Origin of the sequence: Clostridium acetobutylicum ATCC 824 (assembly GCF_000008765.1) — a bacterium.
GTDB lineage: Bacteria > Bacillota > Clostridia > Clostridiales > Clostridiaceae > Clostridium_S > Clostridium_S acetobutylicum.
Genome location: NC_003030.1, coordinates 1,414,567 through 1,431,841, shown reverse-complemented (window position 1 = coordinate 1,431,841; position 17,275 = coordinate 1,414,567). Strand labels below are relative to the sequence as shown.

Annotated in this window: 15 protein-coding genes and 1 pseudogene; 2 read left to right on the top strand and 14 right to left on the bottom strand. The window is 30.9% G+C overall.

Translation table 11 applies throughout. The annotated features are described in order from the left end of the window. Window positions 1-15 precede the first annotated feature (15 nt). The 12 genes from mtaB to gpr form a co-directional block, all read right to left on the bottom strand. Window positions 16-1,326, bottom strand: a complete 1,311-nt coding sequence (mtaB, locus tag CA_RS06775) for a tRNA (N(6)-L-threonylcarbamoyladenosine(37)-C(2))-methylthiotransferase MtaB (protein ID WP_010964598.1) — start codon at window positions 1,324-1,326, stop codon at window positions 16-18. Further along, window positions 1,326-2,078 (bottom strand): 16S rRNA (uracil(1498)-N(3))-methyltransferase, encoded by a 753-nt coding sequence (locus tag CA_RS06770; protein ID WP_010964597.1) that lies wholly within the window; start codon window positions 2,076-2,078, stop codon window positions 1,326-1,328. The genes mtaB and CA_RS06770 overlap by 1 nt, the downstream gene beginning before the upstream one ends. A 16-nt stretch (window positions 2,079-2,094) precedes the next feature. Continuing rightward, the gene (prmA, locus tag CA_RS06765; RefSeq protein ID WP_010964596.1) at window positions 2,095-3,030 is read right to left on the bottom strand and encodes a 50S ribosomal protein L11 methyltransferase; all 936 of its coding nucleotides are present in this window, start codon (window positions 3,028-3,030) and stop codon (window positions 2,095-2,097) included. A 166-nt stretch (window positions 3,031-3,196) separates the two neighbouring features. Further along, window positions 3,197-4,321 carry a molecular chaperone DnaJ gene (dnaJ, locus tag CA_RS06760; RefSeq protein WP_010964595.1) on the bottom strand — a complete coding sequence of 375 codons (1,125 nt, stop codon included), beginning with the start codon at window positions 4,319-4,321 and terminating at the stop codon, window positions 3,197-3,199. A 125-nt stretch (window positions 4,322-4,446) separates the two neighbouring features. Continuing rightward, window positions 4,447-6,294 carry a molecular chaperone DnaK gene (dnaK, locus tag CA_RS06755; RefSeq protein ID WP_010964594.1) on the bottom strand — a complete coding sequence of 616 codons (1,848 nt, stop codon included), beginning with the start codon at window positions 6,292-6,294 and terminating at the stop codon, window positions 4,447-4,449. A 20-nt stretch (window positions 6,295-6,314) separates the two neighbouring features. Beyond that, entirely contained in the window at window positions 6,315-6,917 is a 603-nt protein-coding gene (gene grpE, locus CA_RS06750; protein WP_010964593.1) for a nucleotide exchange factor GrpE, read from the bottom strand. A gap of 19 nt (window positions 6,918-6,936) precedes the next feature. Next, entirely contained in the window at window positions 6,937-7,968 is a 1,032-nt protein-coding gene (gene hrcA, locus CA_RS06745; protein ID WP_010964592.1) for a heat-inducible transcriptional repressor HrcA, read from the bottom strand. A 186-nt stretch (window positions 7,969-8,154) separates the two neighbouring features. Beyond that, a complete protein-coding gene (gene hemW, locus CA_RS06740; protein WP_010964591.1) occupies window positions 8,155-9,279 on the bottom strand; it encodes a radical SAM family heme chaperone HemW in 1,125 nt (374 codons plus the stop codon). A 158-nt stretch (window positions 9,280-9,437) separates the two neighbouring features. After that, window positions 9,438-11,246, bottom strand: coding sequence for a translation elongation factor 4 (gene lepA, locus CA_RS06735; RefSeq protein WP_010964590.1), 1,809 nt, complete (start codon window positions 11,244-11,246; stop codon window positions 9,438-9,440). Window positions 11,247-11,346: 100 nt separating this feature from the next. Then, entirely contained in the window at window positions 11,347-11,841 is a 495-nt protein-coding gene (locus CA_RS06730; RefSeq protein ID WP_010964589.1) for a hypothetical protein, read from the bottom strand. Between the two features lie 51 nt (window positions 11,842-11,892). After that, entirely contained in the window at window positions 11,893-12,963 is a 1,071-nt protein-coding gene (locus CA_RS06725) for a stage II sporulation protein P (protein ID WP_010964588.1), read from the bottom strand. Between the two features lie 56 nt (window positions 12,964-13,019). Next, entirely contained in the window at window positions 13,020-14,003 is a 984-nt protein-coding gene (gpr, locus tag CA_RS06720) for a GPR endopeptidase (RefSeq protein ID WP_010964587.1), read from the bottom strand. Between the two features lie 183 nt (window positions 14,004-14,186). On the opposite strand from gpr, the gene rpsT reads away from it, so the two are divergent. Further along, a complete protein-coding gene (gene rpsT / locus CA_RS06715) occupies window positions 14,187-14,453 on the top strand; it encodes a 30S ribosomal protein S20 (RefSeq protein ID WP_010964586.1) in 267 nt (88 codons plus the stop codon). 49 nt (window positions 14,454-14,502) lie between these two features. Here the strand turns inward: rpsT and holA are convergent, their stop codons facing one another. After that, on the bottom strand, window positions 14,503-15,534 hold the full coding sequence (holA, locus tag CA_RS06710; protein WP_010964585.1) for a DNA polymerase III subunit delta: 1,032 nt from the start codon (window positions 15,532-15,534) through the stop codon (window positions 14,503-14,505). After that, window positions 15,531-16,763: pseudogene (locus CA_RS06705) on the bottom strand (ComEC/Rec2 family competence protein). The gene holA and the pseudogene CA_RS06705 overlap by 4 nt, the downstream one beginning before the upstream one ends. Window positions 16,764-17,124: 361 nt before the next feature. Between CA_RS06705 and CA_RS20330 the strand changes: the two are divergent. Next, complete coding sequence (locus CA_RS20330) at window positions 17,125-17,259, top strand: hypothetical protein (protein WP_275541668.1); 135 nt, start codon at window positions 17,125-17,127, stop codon at window positions 17,257-17,259. Window positions 17,260-17,275: the final 16 nt, after the last annotated feature.

Genomic DNA, 17,275 nt, shown 5'->3' with positions numbered 1-17,275 from the left:
TTGTACTTATTTCCTTTATTTATATAAAATCAACTCTCCTAATAAATGTTCATCCTGAATTTCTGTGAGCTTAACCTTAAGTATTTTTCTTGAGATGTCCTCACTTGATTTTACTACTACTTTTATATAATTAGGAGTATATCCTTCATACAAATCTTCATTTTCTTCAAGCTTTTTCTCAAATAAAACGTCCATTTCTCTGTCTAAAAATTTAGACATGAATTTTTTCTCATTTATTTTATCCAATTCAATAAGTTCTGCACTTCTTTTATCTTTTACATTTCCATTTATCTGATTTTTCATAGCTGCAGCTTTAGTTCCTTCTCTAGGAGAATACTTAAACACATGCATCTTAGCAAGCTCAATTTCTTTAAGGAAATCGTAAGTTTTTTCAAACTCTTCATCAGTTTCTCCCGGAAACCCTACTATTACATCTGTAGTTATAGATACATCACTTATGTTTTCTCTAAGTTTATAAACTATTTCCTTATATTCTTCTGCTGTGTACTTTCTGTTCATTCTTTCCAGTGTTTCTGTGCATCCACTTTGAAGTGAGAGGTGAAAATGAGGGCACATTTTTTTCATGTTTTTTATTTTACTTATTGTATCCTCGTCAAAAAAACGTGGTTCTATGGAACCTATTCTTATTCTTTCAATTCCATCAATTTGCTCTGCTTTCTCTATTATACTGATTAAGTTCCAATCACCTTTTAAATCATCCCCATAAGAGGCTATATGTATACCTGACAATATAATTTCCTTAAAACCATGCTCCGCAAGCCTTTTAATTTCTCCTATAACCTTTTCTGGATTTTTACTACATACTCCACCCCTTGCATATGGGATTAAGCAGTAGGAGCAAAATCTATTGCATCCATCTTGTATCTTAAGAAAAGCTCTAGTCTTATCTTGATATTCATCTATATTTAAATCCTCAAATTTCTTATCTGTAAATACATCTTTTACATTAACTATTTGATTTCTTTCTTCTATAAATTTATTTACATAGTGTATTATATCACCTTTGTTTTTTGTTCCTAGAACAATATCTACACCTTCAATTTCAGCAACCTTTTCTGGCTCTACTTGAGAATAGCAACCTACAGCAGCTATAACAGCATCCTTATTAGCCTTTCTGGCTCTACTTATCATCTGACGGGATTTTCTGTCACCCATATTTGTAACAGTACATGTATTTATTACGTAGGCATCTGCCTTTTCATCATTATCTACAATTTCCCATCCGGATTTTATAAACTTTTCAGCCATAGCCTCGCTTTCATAAGAGTTAACTCTGCATCCTAAAGTAATAAAAGCAACTTTCATTATATTATTCCTCCAATATCGGACAATTCATACATAACTAAGGATGTACATACAAGACCTGCAGTCTCAGTCCTTAAAATTCTAGGACCAAGAGTAATTATGTAAGCTCCAATTTTTTTCAATTCTTCTATCTCTGTTTCTTCAAATCCACCTTCAGGACCTATTACTATGGCTACATTTTTAATTTTATTTTTTTCAATGGCAGCAGCAACTTTTTTCATCCCTACTTTTTCTTGATTTTCATAGGGCACAAGTACTAAATCCATCTCCTTTAATTCCTCAATGGCAGAGTTGAAACTAGCTATGTCTTTAACTTTAGGAATTACGCTTCTCTTACTTTGCTTGGCAGCCTCAAAAGCTATTCTATTCCATCTATCAACCTTTTTTAATTCACTTTTTTCATTTTTCACAACTACTCTTTGTGTAATTAAAGGTATAATTTCCCTTATTCCAAGCTCAGTATTCTTTTGTACTATTATATCCATTTTCGCCGCTTTAGGAAATCCTTGATAAAGGTACACATTTAGCGGACTCTCATTATTTATATCAAGGTTTTCTATTATTTTAACCTTTACGTTTTCTTTATTTATTTGTTCTATTTCTCCAAGAAATTCATGACTATTACAGTCATTTATGCTAACCTTTTCTCCAACCTTAAGTCTTAGTACTTTATATATATGTTTAACGTCGTCACCATATATGTACGCAGTATTATCACATATATTCTCTGCTCCCACGAAAAATTTATGCATTAAAAAATACACTCCTTTATAATTTTGCCACTATACAAATCCATTCTCCTTGATTGTTAACTTCAATTATCTCAAATTTATTTTTCTTTAAATTTTCTATAACATCTTCCGCTCTATCTTTTATTATACCAGAAGATATAAAATATCCATCAGTCTTTAAAAATTTATTTATATCTGGTATTAAAATATTTATTACATCTGCAATAATATTGGCAACAATTATATCAGCTTTTCCTTGTACAACCTCCATTAAGTTACCATGTAATATTTCAATATTGTTTACATTGTTATACTGAATATTCTCTTTTGCTGCCTTTACTGCAACTGAATCCAAATCAACACCAAGTACTTTCTTTGCATTTAACTTTGCTGCTGCTATTGCAAGTATCCCAGATCCTGTTCCTATATCAAATACCTCTGCATCTTCATTTACATATCTTTCAAGCGCCTGAATACACATTCTTGTTGTTTCATGTGTACCAGTCCCAAATGCCATTCCTGGGTCCATATTAAGCATCAATTCATAATCTTTTGGAGTATACTCTTCCCACAAAGGCTTAACTACAATTCTAGCGCCTATTTTGGTAGGTTTATAATATTTCTTCCAGTTGTTTTCCCAATCTGTTTCATTAACTTTATTTACAAAAACCTTACCTTCGCCCTTATTTATTCCAAACTCAGAGAGTTTATCTATACTTTCTTCTATGTATTTTACGCTCTCGTCAAAGTTATGATCATCCTTATAATAAGCTTTTATAACAGCACCATCTTTAACATTGAGTAATGATTCATCAAAATAGTCCCAATCACCAGGATGCTTCTTCTTAAATTCAACGTCCTTAGAATCCTCTATAGCCACACCTTTAACAGGAGTATTATACAATATACCTGTTACAGCTTCTACAGCTTCACTGCTAGTTATAACACTGACCTCAAACCAATCTTTATCCATGAATTAAATTCCTCCAATAGAATATTTGAGAATAAATATAGGGAAACCAGGATAAACTTTAATTTACTCAAATACAATTTTTATTATAAATCATTGCACCTTAATAAATTATAATTTACCTAATTTCCCTATATAGGATTCCCATAAATAATTAAAATCCTATATATTATTCAAAAAATCTTTTAAAACCCGATTTTTTTTCTGACTTTGCTTCTCCACTTGCTTCCATAAACATCTTCAAGGCTTCCCTTTGTTTATCATTTAAAGCCTTAGGTGTATCTACTATTACCTTGACGTACTGATTTCCTCTTCCGCCGCCATTGACTCTTTGAACACCTTTTCCTTTTAATCTAAATACAGTTCCCGATTGAGTTCCTGCTGGAATAGTATATTTTACATCACCATCTATAGTAGGAACTGTCATATCAGTCCCAAGTGCGGCCTTAGGAAAGCTTATATGAGTATCGATATAAATATCAAAACCCTCTCTCTTAAACTTTTTATGAGGAGTAACCTTTATACTTATATAAAGATCCCCTGCTGGTCCTCCATTTTTTCCATGTTCACCTTGACCTCTTAAAGGAATTACATTACCTGTATCTACACCTGCTGGAATTTTAACGCTTATCTTTCTCTTCTTCCTAACATGGCCTGCACCATGACACTCATGACATGGATCAGAAATTATAGTTCCGCGTCCTCCGCATTTATCACAACTTGATTGAGTAACAAAGCTTCCGAGAGGAGTATTCCTCTGAACTCTTATAGTACCTGTTCCTCCACACTTATCACAAGTTTTAGGAGATGTGCCTTTCTTTGCGCCTGTACCACCGCATGTTTCACAGTTTTCACTTCTAGTTATATTAATAGATTTCTCTACGCCAAAAACAGCCTCTTCAAAGGTTAAACTTATGGAATATTCCATATCATTTCCTCTTTGAGGAGCATCTTTTCTAGCTCTCGAGGAGCCACCTGAAAAACCACCACCGAAAAATGAGTTAAATATATCACCTAAATCTCCAAAGTCTCCGAAACCTCCAGAGAAGTCTCCAAAACCTCCACCACCATTAAAGTCTGCAGTTCCAAATCTATCATAATTAGCCTTTTTATCAGGATCAGATAATACCTGATAAGCTTCATTTATTTCTTTAAATTTTTCTTCTGCCTCTTTATTTCCGCGGTTTTTATCAGGATGATATTTTATAGCGAGCTTTCTAAAAGCTTTCTTTATCTCATCATCACTCGCACCCTTTTCTAATCCAAGCACTTCATAATAATCTTTGTTTGCCATCCCTTTCACCACCTAAATATTCCACATAAACTTTATTAAAGCTTAAAATTAAGGGAAGGGTTAACACCCTTTCCCTTAATTTTGTACTATATATATTATAATCATAATTTATATATTTTCAAATACTATTTATCATTATCTACTTTAAAGTCAGCATCTACTACATTATCATCAGCGCCGCCATTTGTTTTCTGTGAAGCTCCTGCATTTGGATCTGCTCCTGGTGCACCTTGAGCTCCGCTTTGCTCATACATTTTAGTTGTTATAGCATATAACGCTTGAGTTAAATCTTCTGTTGCTTTTTTAATCGCTTCGATATCGTCTCCATCTTTTACCTTGCTTAGCGCTTCTTTTTTAGCTTCGATATTTGACTTATCTTCAGCTGATACTTTGTCTCCAAGATCCTTTAAAGCTTTATCTGTTTGGAATACTATCTGATCAGCATTGTTTTTAACTTCAATATTTTCTTTTTTCTTCTTATCTTCTTCTGCAAACTTTTCTGCATCTTTAACAGCCTTATCTATTTCTTCATCACTTAAGTTTGTTGAAGCTGTTATTGTAATATGAGATTCTTTTCCTGTTCCCTTATCTTTAGCTGATACATTTACTATACCATTAGCATCTATATCAAATGTAACTTCGATTTGTGGAACTCCTCTTGGTGCTGGTGCTATACCATCAAGAGTAAATCTTCCAAGGCTCTTATTATCAGCAGCCATTTTTCTTTCACCTTGAACTATATTTATTTCAACTGATGGTTGATTATCTGCTGCAGTTGAGAATACTTGACTCTTCCTAGTTGGTATTGTAGTATTTCTTTCTATTAGAGGAGTAGCAACTCCGCCTAAAGTCTCAATTCCAAGTGTTAATGGACTAACATCAAGAAGTAATACGTCTTTTACATCTCCTGTTAAAACTCCTGCTTGAATAGCTGCACCAATAGCAACACATTCATCAGGGTTAACACCCTTTGATGGATCTTTTCCTGTATAGTTTTTAACTGCTTCTTGAACTGCAGGAATTCTTGTTGAACCACCTACTAAAACTATTTTATCTATATCATTTATTGAAAGTCCTGCATCACTAAGTGCTTTTTTCATTGGCTCTATAGTATCTTGAACTAAGCCTTCTGTCAATTCATTAAATTTTGCTCTTGTAAGATTCATATCTATATGCTTTGGACCTGTTGCATCAGCTGTTATAAATGGAAGATTTATATTAGTCTGAGTTGAAGATGATAATTCAATTTTTGCTTTTTCAGCAGCTTCTTTTAATCTTTGAAGTGCCATCTTATCATTTCTTAAATCAATTCCATTATCTTTTTTAAATTCTTCTGCAATGTAATCCATTATTTTCTCATCAAAATCGTCTCCACCTAAGTGAGTGTTTCCGTTTGTTGACTTAACTTCAAAAACACCATCACCAAGTTCTAGTACTGATACATCAAAAGTACCACCACCTAAATCATAAACAAGAATTTTTTGATTAGTATCCATTTTATCAAGACCATAAGCAAGTGATGCTGCTGTAGGTTCGTTTATTATTCTAAGAACCTCAAGTCCCGCAATTTTTCCTGCATCCTTTGTTGCCTGTCTTTGGCTATCATTAAAGTAAGCTGGTACTGTTATAACCGCTTGTGTAACAGTTTCTCCAAGATAAGCTTCTGCATCTGCCTTCAATTTTTGAAGAATCATAGCTGAAATTTCTTGTGGTGTATAATTTTTATCATCTATGGCTACTTTTTCAGCAGTTCCCATTTTTCTTTTTATTGATATTATAGTTTTATCTGGATTTGTGATTGACTGTCTTTTTGCAACCTGTCCAACTAATCTTTCTCCATTCTTCTGAAAAGATACAACTGAAGGAGTTGTTCTTGCACCTTCTGAATTTGCTATAACTGCTGGATCTCCACCTTCCATAACAGCTACACATGAATTTGTTGTTCCTAAATCAATTCCAATTACTTTTGACATTATAAAAACCTCCTATATATTTAGTTGGCAACTTTAACCATACTATGTCTTAATACTTTATCTCCTCTTTTATATCCTTTTTGTAGGACTTCCACAACTTCATTTTCTCCATAACCTTCATCTTCTATATGCATAACCGCATTGTGAAGATTAGGATCAAATTTTCCTTCACTAGGTATTTCTTCAATACCTAATTTTGAAAGAGAATTCTTAAACTGTTTTACAACCATTTCTACACCTTTTTTTATATCTTCTGCACTACCTTCTGTTGAAGCTGCTCTTTCAAGATTATCAAGTGTAGGAAGCATTTCATTTATTACATCGCTACAAGCATCTGTATAAATGCCTTCCTTTTCCTTTGCAGTTCTATTTCTATAATTTTCATACTCTGCACTTAATCTCAAAAGTCTATCTTTAGCAGCATCCAATTCATTTTTCAATTTTTCATTTTCATCCTTTAATTTTAAATTTTCTTCACTAAGATTTTCATCTGAAATCTCAGAATTATTGGATTCCTCTTCTTTAGAAGATTCTTCACTATTTCCTTCAACCTCGATTTCCTCTTGGGAAGCTATAGTTTCTTCATCTTCCATTGTAACATCTTTACTATCTTTTTCTTGCATAAGCTCACCTCTTACTCTACTAGCTATTATTCATTTTATCTAAATTATTATTAATCTGGTCTACTACTTCCATAATGACCTTGATTACTTTTGAATAAGGTATCCTTGTCGGTCCTATAATTCCTATAGTTCCCAATGGTCTCCCATTGTATTTATATACTGAAGATACAACGCTAAAATCTCTAGCTTCTTTTATACTATTTTCATTACCAATATTCACGGTAACTCCACCAGAAGCATTAAATAAAGTATCTAGTATCCTTCTATCATCAATTACAGACAAAAATTCCTTGGCTTTTTCAATATCCTTAAATTCAGGATAGTTAAAAATATTCATAGTACCTTCTTTATAAACTTCAGTAGAATCAGCTTCTCTTAAAATATCATAAAGATTTGGCATTATGCAATCAAATATATGGCCATACTCACGTAGATCCTTTTTAATATTATTTATTACCTCAAGATTTATTTGTTCTATGGTAAGTCCCTTGAGTTTAGAGTTTAATATATTAGCTATTCTCTCAAGTGAACTATTCTCTATGTTACTCTTTACTCTAATGATACTGTTTTTAATCATACCACTATCTGTAATAAATACACATAGAATCATATTTGGCTCTATATTAATTAAACTTATTGATTTAATATAACTTTTTCTAGCTGACAATGATTTTACTACACATGTAAGCTTAGTCATCTCAGACACTAAAGACATTGCCTGTTTTACAAGTTTATCTATCTCATAAAGTGCACTATCTATTATCTTTGCTTTTATAAGCATCTCTTCTTCAACTGACATACTTGGTATTTCCATAAGTCTATCAACATATAATCTATATCCTTTATCAGAAGGTTTTCTTCCAGAAGAGGTATGGAGTTGTTCAATATAACCCATTTCCTCTAAGTCTGCCATTTCATTCCTTATAGTAGCAGAACTTATTCCTAGATTATACTTCTTCGCAATGGTCCTTGAACCAACAGGCTCACCATTATTTATATAATCGTTTATTATAGCCTGAAGAATCTTAAGTTTTCTTTCCTCCATTTCCATATTATCACCTCTTTATTAGCACTCACTCTCTTTGAGTGCTAATGACTATGTTTATAAAATATCACCTGACATTATCTTTGTCAACTTTTCTTATTTTCATAAAATTAGTCTATTTCTCCTCAGATGCTATTTAGCCATGTTTTATACTAATTTTCTAAGAATTTTTCGTCATTATTCCATATATCGCTATAATAGAAAATCACACATTATAGAATTAGATATCTGCATGCCTCTCTCAGTCAAGAATACTCGGTGTTCATTCAAAATTATCATACCAATTGTTTCATATTTTTTTATAACATCTCCATAAACCTCTTGTATATCCTTATTAAATTTCAACTTAAATTCCTCAATTGATACTCCCCGAGTTTTTCTAAGTCCTAAAAACATGAATTCTTCCATATCTTCTTTAAGTAAATTCCTATGATTCTCTTCTACTACGCTATTACCCTTTGAAATTTGTTCTATATATTTTTTCACATTATTTATATTTCTATACCTTACTCCATTAAAATACGAATGCGCTGATGCCCCACAACCTATATAGTTATCAAGCTCCCAGTAAATAAGATTGTGTCTACACTCTTTATCTTTAACCGCAAAGTTAGAAATTTCATATTGATTATATCCTTTTTCTTCAAGAAAAGTACGCGCAAAAGAATACATATCTCTTTCTTCATCCTCATTTGGAAGCTTTAACTTACCACCCTCATTCATTTTAAAATAAGGTGTTCCTTCCTCAACTATTAGACTATATGAAGAAATATGTTCAGGCTTTAATTTTGTTATAAACTCCAATGACTCCTTAAAATCTTCTAAAGTCTGATCTGGAATTCCAAACATTAAATCCACATTTATATTATTAAAACCTAAATTTCTAGCTCTTTTAAAAGCAACTGTAAACTCCTTTAACGTATGTATTCTACCAAGCTTTTTTAAAAGTCTATCTTGACACGCTTGAAGACCTATACTTAATCTATTTACTCCCATATCCTTAAATACCATGAGCTTTTTTTCTGTAAATGAATTAGGATTACCTTCTACTGTAAACTCAACATCTTTAGTTTTTCTAACCTTCTTTAAGGCATCACATAATATATTTAAAGCTTCTATTGATAGAAAACTAGGAGTACCTCCTCCAATAAAAATACTGCTAAAAACTTTATTTATGCTAGCCTTTTCAATTTCTGTACATAATGCTTTTGCATATGGTATCATGTAATCTTCTATACATGCATAGGATGGAAAATCACAATAAAGGCATTTGCTCTTACAAAATGGGATATGTATATAAAGACCTAATTTGTTCATAAAATCATCTCAATTCAATTAAAAAGATAAGTAAATTTTTTGTAAAACTTAAATACTATATGCACCACAATCTTAACATGATTATGAACATATAGTATTTTTAATTCAGCTGATTTCACTTTGGTTTTGTAAAAATTAAATTTAACCTAATACCAAATCTAATCATTCTTGAGTATTGACATAAAGGCTTCTTGCGGAACTTCAACACTTCCTACCTGTCTCATTCTCTTCTTACCTTCCTTTTGTTTCTCAAGAAGTTTTCTCTTTCTTGAAATATCTCCTCCATAGCATTTTGCAAGTACATCTTTTCTTAATGCTTTAACTGTTTCTCTAGCTATTATTTTACTTCCAACTGCTGCTTGTATTGGTATTTCAAATAGCTGTCTTGGGATTATTTCTTTTAATTTTTCTGCCATAGTTCTTCCTTTTGCATAAGCTCTATCCTTAGGTACAATCATAGATAACGCATCCACAACCTCTGAATTTAAGATTATATCCAATTTTACAAGCTCTGTTCTCATATAACCATCTAATTCATAATCAAAAGAAGCATATCCCTTAGTTCTAGATTTAAGCGAATCAAAAAAATCATATATAATTTCATTAAGAGGCACCCTATAATTAAGCATTACTCTTGTTGTTTCTATATATTCCATATCTATAAAGGTTCCCCTTTTATTTTGACAAAGCTCCATTACAGCTCCAACAAAATCAGATGGCGTTATTATCTGTGCTTTTACAACGGGTTCTTCCATATAATCTATTTCTGTAGGTTCTGGAAGATTTGTAGGATTAGTTATTTCAATTAGAGTTCCATCTGTCTTTTTAACTTTATATATAACAGATGGTGCTGTCATTATTACATCTAAATTGAATTCCTTTTCTATTCTCTCCTGCATTATCTCCATGTGAAGTAGTCCTAGAAATCCACATCTAAAACCAAATCCAAGCGCTATTGACGTTTCAGGTTCAAAATTAAGTGCAGCATCATTTACTTGAAGTTTCTCAAGTGCTTCCTTAAGCTCCTCATACTTTGAACTATCTATAGGATAAATACCACTATAAACCATAGATATAGCCGGTCTATATCCAAGAAGAGGCTCCTTTGCTGGATTATTTACTTCCGTTATTGTATCTCCAACTCTAGCATCTCTTACATTTTTAATAGATGCAGTTATATATCCAACATCTCCAGCCTTAAGTTCTTCTACCTTTAAGTAGTTGGGTACAAATACACCAACCTCAATAACCTCATATTCCTTATTAGCTGCCATAAGCTTTATTCTCGTACCTGCCTTTACCGTTCCATCTTTAATTCTTATATGGCATACAACACCTTTATAGCTATCATAGTATGAATCAAAAATAAGAGCCTTCAGTGGACCTTTTTCATCTCCACTAGGTGCTGGAACTTTTTGTACTACAGCTTCAAGTACATCTTCAATATTAAGACCAGTTTTAGCAGATATAAGAGGAGCATCACTGGATTCTATTCCTATTACATCTTCAATCTCATTTTTTATCTCATCCGGTCTAGCACTTGGAAGATCTATTTTATTGATTACTGGAACCACCTCAAGTCCATGATCTACTGCCATATAGCAATTCGCAAGAGTTTGTGCCTGTATTCCTTGCGTTGCATCTACAACTAATACAGCACCCTCACAGGCTGCTAAACTTCTTGAAACCTCATAGTTAAAATCTACATGACCTGGGGTATCTATAAGATTTAGTATATACTCCTGCCCGTCTTCTGGCCTCTTATATATTAATCTTGCCGCTTGAGATTTTATTGTTATTCCTCTTTCTCTCTCAATCTCCATATTATCAAGAACTTGCTCTTCCATCTCTCTGTGTGTTAAGGTTCCTGTATGTTCAAGCAATCTATCAGCAAGCGTTGATTTACCATGATCTATGTGCGCAACTATGCAAAAGTTTCTTATATGTTTTTGTCTTTCACTTTGCATTTTGTTATCCCTCCAAATGTACGAATCAATTTAAATTATAGCATAAATAAAAGGGTTTTTGTCAACAAAAACCCTTTTATAGGATTTTAGCTTTGTTTCACTAGTAAACCCTATGAATAAAGCCTAGTAACTTTATTTTAAATATTCCTATATATGCTGTAATATCATCCATATAGTTATTTATATCTTTATAATATTCATCCAGCTTACAGAACAAAATACTTTTCTCACGTTCAGCATAATCCTCTATACTTTTATTTATATAGATTTTATAATGCAAGGTTTCAAATCTTATATCAAATGGGTTTTCACTATAGAGTATTCTAAATTTAGGTACATAAACTCTAGATAACATATCGAAATTGTCCTTGCTAGAATTTTTACTTTTACTTTTATTTTCAAGATTATCTAAATGTTTTTCCATATCATCTAGATTGTAATCATTGCTTTCATTTCTAGATCTCTCTTCACTTACCTTTATGTGAACATCATTACAATATATACTTCTATTAAGTTCAATATTGTTTAATATAATAAATATAATAACACCAAAAAAAACCATCATACAAAATATAATTTTATATCTTTTTATCATATATAAAAAAGCACCTCCTTTTTAAGGATGTACTTTTTTACAGTATTTTATTCATTTTTTGCCATTTAAGTATTCTGCAATAATTCTTGCTAAATATTTAGAAGTTCCCTTAGCCTCATCAATTGTGTTTATATCTGAGCCTACCTCTAACAAAAATGCATTATTACTTTTTTGTTGATTGTAATAATTTATTCCATAATCATAATAATATATCCCATTAAATATACCAGGAAAATCCTTATTGCATATTGATACAAGTCCATTAACAAGAGCCATATTCTTATCAAAATGCGGATTTTTTCTTGTCATGACAAACATAAATTTAGCTACATCTTCACCATTTATTCTAGCAGTAACTTTACTTTTAGGCACATCAGAATCTCTATGCATATCTATTATCATTTTAAAATCGCCATACTGCTTTAAATACTTATCAAGTGTTTCACCTGAACGCGTATAACTTTTATTATAATCAACCACATTATGAACTGTTTTATCATTTATAGCATATATACCATATTTCTCTCCCAGTTCCTTAACAAGTTCATCGCCCACCGCACATACATTTTGAGTTGAATTCAAAGAATCTGCTGGATATGGCTTATATGCTTCTGTTGTATGTGAATGATATATTAAAATTTCAGGCTTTGATTTATCAAGTGCCTTTTTTAATTTAGGATCATAAATATTTTCATTTATATTTTTTAAGGGTTCATTTTGAACAGAACCACTTGTACTCTTAACCACATCTTTATCATCTAAAGTAAAGCTTTCATTAGGGCATTCACTTTTTATAGACTTAGGCAATGCCTCACCTAAAAATGATACTTCTTTAGATATTACATTTTCAGGCTTATTTATATCAAGTCCTGCTGCTGATAAAATAATGTTTTTTATGGAATATGTATTTTCACTTGTATTCTTATTATTAGCTACTTTAACCCAAGGTAAACTATAATCTACTATATGAGCATACATACCATTTCCATTCTCATATGTTTTATCTACATTTATTCCAATAATATTTAATAAACTTACACCTAAAATTAAAAATATTAAAATAAACATTCCTAATTTAAAATAAAATTTATCTTGTTTTTTGTTTATCACTTTAACAACCATTATATCCCCTCCGTTAATAAATATATTAAGAGGAATGGATGTTTATTACTTAGAAATTAATTAACATATTTGTTTATTTCACTTAATTCAAGTGCTGGTTGAAGTGCAATATTTATACCTGATGCTATAATTTTTGAAAGCGTCTCCATAATCATATCCACTTCTTTAGGTGTAACAAGTAAATCCCCAACATATGGATTAAGTACTTCATATATAAGTTGAGACTTTTCTTCTGTATCTATTGCCTTTAACAAACTATAAAATTTACTATCTTCACTAACTTCGCCTTTCATTTTTTCAATAACTATATCAATAGTATCATTTGCCATAGTTGCAGCATCAACTACAGTAGGAACACCAACTGCTATAACTGGAACTCCAAGAGTCTTTTGGCTTAATTCCATCCTCATATTTCCTACACCTGATCCAGGAGATATTCCAGTGTTGCCAATTTGAATAGTAGAATTTACTCTTCCCATCTTTCTCGCGGCTAGTGCATCTATGCATACAATAAGATCGGGTTTTATATTTTGAACTATTCCTCGTATTATTTCCCCTGTCTCCATACCAGTAATTCCAAGAACTCCAGGTGCTACAGCGCAAACCGGACGTATTCCCTCATCAATACTATCTGGTATATATTTTTTTAAATGTCTTGTCACCATAAGTTTTCCTATAACCTTTGGTCCTAAAGAATCTGGTGTTATGTTCCAATTACCAAGTCCCACTACTAAAACAGTCATACTGCTATCAAGCTTTGCTTTACTTATTATCTTCGAAAGTTCATCAGCAAACACCTTACTTATCTCTTCTATATCTTCAGAATCATACAAGGTAACCTTTGGTATATCTAGTGTTATATATGTACCTTTTTGCTTCCTTATTCTTTCTTCGCCTTTATCATTTAAAACATCGACTGTAGTAATCTCTATATCTTCTATTCTTTTTGTATCTACTCTTACTCCATTATCACCATTTTCGGTTTTCTCACAGTACATCTCTCTTGCCTCTACTGCAAGGTCAGTTCTAACACTATTCATATTCTCTCCTCCTTTTTCATTATTTTTACCTCATTTATATATAACTATTCCATTTTTAAAACAAATTCCACTTGAAGATTATGTACTTTAATGTTATAATATCATTTGTTAATGTTTAGTGTGGCTTAATGCAGATTTCCCCAAAACTGCTAGCATATACAAAATTGCAAGGTGGTGAAAAAAATGGCAAATATTAAATCAGCAAAAAAGAGAATAAAGGTAATCGAAACTAAAACTCTTAGAAATAAAATGATTAAATCAGCTTTAAAAACTTACATAAAGAAATTTGAGGCTGCTTTTGAAGCAAAGAATGTTGAAGAATCAAAAACTGCATTTGCTACTGTATCTAAAGCTTTAGATATGGCTGCTTCAAAAGGTATAATTCACAAAAATAAAGCTGCTAGAAAAAAATCAAGATTAGCTTTAAAATTAAATTCTTTAAATGCATAAAAAAAACCGGTTATACCGGCTTTTTTTTATTTCTAAACTTTCTTCAAATTTATATTATTGCCAAATTTATAATCAAAACTTCCATCTTAAATTTAGGATCTCCCGAAACACTTTTAAGCTCTTTTTCAGTTCTGAGACATATATCTAAAGATTTAAGTATTTTTTTCATAGTAAATCTCTTACACTCATTTATCATCTTATCGCATACGTATGGATTTAATTTTAACTCCTTAACAAGCGCTTCCTTACTTTGCTTATTTTCAATACCTATTTTTATACTTAGCATTAGTTTAAATTGTCTTTCTACCATATATAATATACTATTTGCTTTTACACCCTTGTACATTATTTCATTTAAAACAGTTATAGCCATCTCTGGTTTTGATTGAGAAATGTAATCTACTAAATTGAAAATATCGTCTGTTTCATTAGGTTGAAGAAGGTTATCTATACTTTCTTTTGTTATCTCTTTTTCAAGAGTGTAGCAGCATAACTTTTCAATCTCGTTATAAACTATATCCATGTTATTTTCTACCCTGCTGCAAAAATAATTGAGCTCAGTTTTTCCTATTTGTTTTCCTTTCTCAGCAAATACGTCTTTAACCTTTTTCTGAAACTGCATTCCTCTAAGTTTTGAAAATTCTACCACACATACCTTTTTATCAAATTTCTTAACCCTGTAAGAAGGCTTTTCTCTAGTATTATCAAATACATAATACATAACCAATATGCAGTGCTTAGGTACGTTAGGTACATACTTTTCTATGTCCTTTATTAACTTATCCGAATTTTTATTAGAACCACTTGAATTATCGTTTAAGAAACCAGCTCTATATACAACTACCATCCTTTTTTCGCTCATAAACGGAACAGTTTCGCAAGCATTTAAAATATCCTCAAACTCAACTTCATTTCCATCAAACACACTGTAATTTAGACTTTCAAAATCCTGGCTTATTGATTTTTTTAGTATTTTATTTATACTTTCCTTCATAAGTTTTTCATTAAAACCGCACATTATGTATACATTTTCTATATTGTTTTTCTTAATATTTTCTTCAAGTTCAGTATAGTTAATCATTTTTCACACCCTTTTAAAACTAAAACTTTCCCATCTATAAGTTCCGCTGTTGCCCTTACACCAAGAAAAGAATATTTATCTGAATCATCTAATTTTATTATACCATACTGGTGAGTATAAAATTTACTATAATATATATTATCACCCCTTATATCTGCAATTTTACTACCCTTGTCATATATTTTCACACTATCATCAAAATATATAGTATACTGGTTTTTTATTCTTAAAGTGTATTTATCCTTTATATTTACTAGCTTTTTTACTCCTAAACTATTTAATATACTTTCCTTTTGGCTTGAATCCTTTATCTTATAATTTGTAATAAGTGCAGAGTACTCTCTATATTTAACAACAAACGCTTTTTTATTATTGATATTAATACACTCTATACAAGGAATTGCATTATAAGAATTGATTATTATACCTATTGAAAATATTATTGGCAAATATTTAAATTTCTTATATCCCTTTTTAATGAGGATAAAGCTAAAAAATATAAAGGCAAGAGAAACACTAGTAATCTCAGACATATAAATTATTTGCGGTGTTATTTTTAAAGCTAATTTGATGAGCCCATCACAGCTTATTAAAAGTATATACACTAAATCACATATATGCTGAAATATTGGTTTTACATTATAAAAAATACCACCCAGATTACCTAGTATTATAAGAACTGAGTATATTGGTACTATTATTAAATTTCCTAATATAAAACCTCCACTAAAGTTTTTTAATACAAAACCAGCATAAGGAACAGAAAAAATTTGAGCACTTAAGGTCAAACTTAAACTTTCATTTAATTTTTGCGGTAATTTATAAAACATTCGAGATATTTTCTTATAGTACAACATTATTCCCATTGTTGCAAGATAAGATAAAACTGCTCAAATATTAAAGATGTAATAAGGCTTAAAAATAAGCATTAAGATTCCTGATAAAGCAAGAGAGGAAAGGCCATCATAGTTTTTATATACTTTTATTGAAAGCTTTAACACAAAAATCATAATGAATGCTCTCATAGTAGCTGGAAGACATCCTGTAAAAATAACATAAAACAATGATACAATTATAGCCGAAGCTAATCCTAATGTTTTCTCTAGAATTTCATAAATTACTGCCATATGCATTCCTGATACACTAACAGCATGTATTATTCCAAGCTTTTTTAAATCATTTTTATCTTTCTTACTTAAATTTGAAGTGTCTCCAAAACACAGAGACATTATTACTCCTGCTCTATCCTTACCGATATTTGAAGCATAGTTTTCATATATTTCATTTCTAATACTGTACATCTTGGTTATAATATCTGATCTACATCCATAATCTTTTTCTACATCAATAATTCCAACAATACCATTACCATAATCAACATCTCTCTTATACGTACCCTTTACTTTAACTATCTCGCCAAATTTAAACTTAGCGTTTTTCTCATTGATAGTGACTTTTCTACCCTTATAGTTTCCTATATAAAGAAGTCCACTTTTATCCGATATCCTTAAATTTATACTCTTATTATTATTTATATTAATACCGAAATAGTATATAAGGCAAAGAAAACCCATTAGGAAGAATGCTAGGTTGATAATCACAAAAGATTTTTTTAATGTAAAAAACATACTACAAAAAAAAGATGCAGCTATAACTGCACCTATCAATATATCAATTTTCAGAAGAGCAGCGGTTAAAATTCCTAGTATAATAGATACAAAATAGAAAACAAGAGGTCTCT

Bases quoted from the DNA above. Each gene is read 5' to 3' on its own strand.
- mtaB (WP_010964598.1), bottom strand. From the start codon at position 1,326: ATGAAAGTTGCTTTTATTACTTTAGGATGCAGAGTTAACTCTTATGAA.
- CA_RS06770 (WP_010964597.1), bottom strand. From the start codon at position 2,078: ATGCATAAATTTTTCGTGGGAGCAGAGAATATATGTGATAATACTGCG.
- prmA (WP_010964596.1), bottom strand. From the start codon at position 3,030: ATGGATAAAGATTGGTTTGAGGTCAGTGTTATAACTAGCAGTGAAGCT.
- dnaJ (WP_010964595.1), bottom strand. From the start codon at position 4,321: ATGGCAAACAAAGATTATTATGAAGTGCTTGGATTAGAAAAGGGTGCG.
- dnaK (WP_010964594.1), bottom strand. From the start codon at position 6,294: ATGTCAAAAGTAATTGGAATTGATTTAGGAACAACAAATTCATGTGTA.
- grpE (WP_010964593.1), bottom strand. From the start codon at position 6,917: ATGCAAGAAAAAGATAGTAAAGATGTTACAATGGAAGATGAAGAAACT.
- hrcA (WP_010964592.1), bottom strand. From the start codon at position 7,968: ATGGAAATGGAGGAAAGAAAACTTAAGATTCTTCAGGCTATAATAAAC.
- hemW (WP_010964591.1), bottom strand. From the start codon at position 9,279: ATGAACAAATTAGGTCTTTATATACATATCCCATTTTGTAAGAGCAAA.
- lepA (WP_010964590.1), bottom strand. From the start codon at position 11,246: ATGCAAAGTGAAAGACAAAAACATATAAGAAACTTTTGCATAGTTGCG.
- CA_RS06730 (WP_010964589.1), bottom strand. From the start codon at position 11,841: ATGATAAAAAGATATAAAATTATATTTTGTATGATGGTTTTTTTTGGT.
- CA_RS06725 (WP_010964588.1), bottom strand. From the start codon at position 12,963: ATGGTTGTTAAAGTGATAAACAAAAAACAAGATAAATTTTATTTTAAA.
- gpr (WP_010964587.1), bottom strand. From the start codon at position 14,003: ATGAATAGTGTTAGAACTGACCTTGCAGTAGAGGCAAGAGAGATGTAC.
- rpsT (WP_010964586.1), top strand. From the start codon at position 14,187: ATGGCAAATATTAAATCAGCAAAAAAGAGAATAAAGGTAATCGAAACT.
- holA (WP_010964585.1), bottom strand. From the start codon at position 15,534: ATGATTAACTATACTGAACTTGAAGAAAATATTAAGAAAAACAATATA.